This window comes from Catenibacterium sp. UBA627 (genome assembly GCF_002299355.1).
GTDB lineage: Bacteria > Bacillota_I > Bacilli_A > Erysipelotrichales > Coprobacillaceae > Catenibacterium > Catenibacterium mitsuoka.
Window position 1 is genome coordinate 9,196 of record NZ_DBPF01000084.1, and the last position, 3,178, is coordinate 12,373.

Annotated in this window: 4 protein-coding genes and 2 pseudogenes; 5 read left to right on the forward strand and 1 reads right to left on the reverse strand. The window is 34.0% G+C overall.

The genetic code is table 11. From position 1 onward, the window contains the following. The 5 genes and pseudogenes from B2S90_RS05375 to B2S90_RS05390 form a co-directional block, all read left to right on the forward strand. Nucleotides 1-183 (forward strand): annotated as a pseudogene (locus B2S90_RS05375) (ABC transporter ATP-binding protein); the annotation flags it as partial. Further along, nucleotides 180-914 (forward strand): ABC transporter permease, encoded by a 735-nt coding sequence (locus B2S90_RS05380; protein ID WP_278780236.1) that lies wholly within the window; start codon nt 180-182, stop codon nt 912-914. The pseudogene B2S90_RS05375 and the gene B2S90_RS05380, both read left to right, overlap by 4 nt. Before the next feature lie 4 nt (nt 915-918). Beyond that, complete coding sequence (locus B2S90_RS05385; RefSeq protein WP_286696657.1) at nt 919-1,770, forward strand: MerR family transcriptional regulator; 852 nt, start codon at nt 919-921, stop codon at nt 1,768-1,770. A gap of 215 nt (nt 1,771-1,985) precedes the next feature. Beyond that, nucleotides 1,986-2,132: pseudogene (locus B2S90_RS10905) on the forward strand (N-acetyltransferase); the annotation flags it as partial. A 152-nt stretch (nt 2,133-2,284) separates the two neighbouring features. Continuing rightward, the gene (locus tag B2S90_RS05390) at nt 2,285-2,536 is read left to right on the forward strand and encodes an ATP-binding protein (protein ID WP_286696658.1); all 252 of its coding nucleotides are present in this window, start codon (nt 2,285-2,287) and stop codon (nt 2,534-2,536) included. A 385-nt stretch (nt 2,537-2,921) separates the two neighbouring features. Here B2S90_RS05390 and B2S90_RS05395 read toward each other — a convergent pair. After that, a partial coding sequence (locus B2S90_RS05395) for a hypothetical protein (RefSeq protein ID WP_286696659.1) occupies nt 2,922-3,178 on the reverse strand: 257 nt, incomplete at its 5' end.

Below are 3,178 nucleotides of genomic sequence, written 5' to 3' on the forward strand. Positions count from 1 at the left end.
CTTACTATCTTTTTGACCACACATTATATGGAGGAGGCACAGGCACTTTGTGACCATGTATGCATTATTAAGTCAGGGGAAAAGGTAATAGAAGGTACCATTGCTGAAATTGTAAATGCTTCAAGAAAGACTAATTTGGAAGAAGCATATCTTTATTTTATGGGTGAGGAGGATTTGTTATGAAAAGATTTTTGACAATGTATAAAATAGAACAGAGGATATACTTTCGTTCACCGGATGTTATTCTGTTTGGATTATTGATGCCAGTGGTAGTATTTGCATTGATTACCATGATAAGCGGTCATAAGGAAGCGGCCGATTCTGGATTAACATTTTTACAAAGCGCATTTGTATCATTATCTACCGTGGGAATATGCTGTACTGCCTTTATGAGTATTCCAATCACAATTGTAGAACTTAGAAATCAAGGAATTCTTCGAAGAATGTATTGTAGTCCATGCTCGCCTGTGAGATTACTTACTTGTGATATTCTTTCTAGCAGTATGATTGCAATCGTTTCTACGATTTTATTAACGATAGTTGCAGTTCTTTTTGGATATCGAATGAGTGGAAATGTCTTTGCTTTTATAGGGATATGGTTACTTACGATGGTTTCTATGTTTTCAATTGGACTTTTGGTGGCAAGCCTATGTCGTACAACAAAATCTATGAATGTTGCAACAAGCCTTTTGTATTTTCCGATGTTGTTATTTTCAGGAGCAACGATTCCGGCAGAAGTATTTCCGGCTGGAGTTCGTGCTTTAATCAAATGGATGCCACTGGGAATTGGAATTGATACATTAAAAAAGGTGTCTATTGGCTGTTTTGATGATATACTGACATCGGTGATTATTATACTTGTGATTGCAGTAATCTGTACAAGTGTTGCTGTAAAAACATTCCGATGGGAGTGATTTGATGAAAATGTATGGAGAACATGAAATGTGTGGAGAAGTAGATAGTGGTTCGTTATATAAGATTGGGATGTTTGCTGCAATGAATCGTGTGACAGTGAAAGCTCTTCGTTTCTATGAGGAACAGGGGCTTTTGCTGCCGGCTTATATTGATGCTGAAACTGGATATCGTTATTATAAACTAAATCAAATGGCTACAATGCACCAAATATCAGCATTAAAACAGGCTGGTTTTACCTTGGAAGAAATTGTACGCATCAATAATGGCGAAGATGAAGAAGAATTATTGCTAAAAAAGAAATCAGAACTTCTTTCAAGAATTGCTGAACTTACGAAACAGGTGGCTGTTTTAGATGGATATCTAGCAAAAAAGAAATCTTGTTTGTTAACACCAGTCTTAATCAAGGAGGTACCGGAGTGTATTGTTGCCTATATGAAGACAAGACTTGATTCCTATGATAATCTATTTGATAAAATGCCTCAAATGGGAGAACTTATGGAACAGGTAGGATGCATTTGCGCTCTCCCAGAATATTGCTTTACGAACTATTTGGAACCGAGTTATAAAGAGGAAAATATTCTGGTGGAATTATGCGAATCAGTGACAGAATGTAAGGATGATATCGGTGAGCTTCACTTTAAAATGATGCCGAAACTCCTGGTAGCATCTGTATTTCATAAGGGGTCATATAACACTTTGGCTACATCTTATGAAAGTGTGCTAAAATATGTGGAAGAGAATGGATATGAGATTGTAGGGGCGATTCGTGAAAGTTATATAGATGGTGTTTGGAACAAAGAGGATGAAAGTGAATGGCTTACAGAAATTCAGGTGCCAATCAAAAAAAATTGCTAGTGAAGAAACATAAGATAAAAACTTAAAATCGAAGAAGGAGACAAAAATCTCGATATGAAATAAAAACCAAAAGATCATAGAACAGAAGAAGAATTAATAAAAAAGACATTTTGGGATTGATCTGTGCCAAGATGTAACGAACACTATCTTGTCATCAGATAAGAAAAAGCGAAGAGTATATCCTTGAATTAGATTTTGTTTGAGAAGAGGATGGGAAAATTATTGGTCACATTATATATGTAAAAGCAAGACTGATTACCGATGATGGTACGGAAAAAGAAATTTTATCATTTGGTCCGTTTACCATTCATCCTGACTATCAGAGAAAAGGATATGGTCTTGGACTAATGATTTTATCTTGAACGCATCGATTTATCACCATCAATTTTGATTATGCGAGATTTTGGTGTAATTCTATCTCGCAAAGCATCAGCTCATGCTGCACCACCTAATTGAGAGTGCCATCCTGCTACATCCAATTGAGAACAGAATATCTTGTTGTTCAATGTTTTGAGTGTTCACTAGTAACCATTCATCAATTATTAGTAAATCACATTTGACAGTAAGTATAGGTATCGTTGCTACAAAGCGTAGAAACAGTACTTATTTCATCAAATGTCATGATCTTATCTACCAGTTGAAGAAAGCAAACAGTGAGAACAGATTGGAAGACAGGTTTCGACATTTTACTAAATTCAAGATAATGATTATTGATGAACTTGGTTATCTTCCCATCAATAAGGAAAAACACTTGATTTTTATATAGTTAGCTCCTTATGAGTTGAGTATAGCATCTACATTTATTTTTCAAGAGACTGAACAATAAAATATCGAGTCACTCGACAAAATGTTTGTATAGTTTATCGAGTGTGACATAATTCATGTTTTATCAACGTTAAAATATATCAATATTTTAATAAGATGGAAGAATTTAGAATAGTTCTTTCATTTTTTATTTACAAGGTAAATTTAGTTTGTGGGAAGAAGATGCATGGATAAGAAAAAAATATAAATATCCTGGATAGTAAATTTATTTGTTGTTTATTTCGTAGGAATGCAACTTGTACTTGTATTTTCGGGTAACGTTGGAATTACAGTAAATCCTAAGTATCTTTTTATTACTAGTTCATATTTTATGGGATTGACAATTTTTATATTAATAGTTCCTTTGTTTTTACTGATGAATAAGATGAATGATAAAGATGCAAGTGATAAAGATAACTATTCATCATTAACGGATATGGATTATTATAAGAAAAAGATGACACTGTAAATAGTAAAATAAACTTGAAGAAAATATCTTTGATATGAATTCTGTCAGGGTTGTAGCCTCGAATATCGCAATGGTCGATGATAGAACGAGCAACATGAGCAGAATAAACATGAGTATCCAAAACACATCCCACCT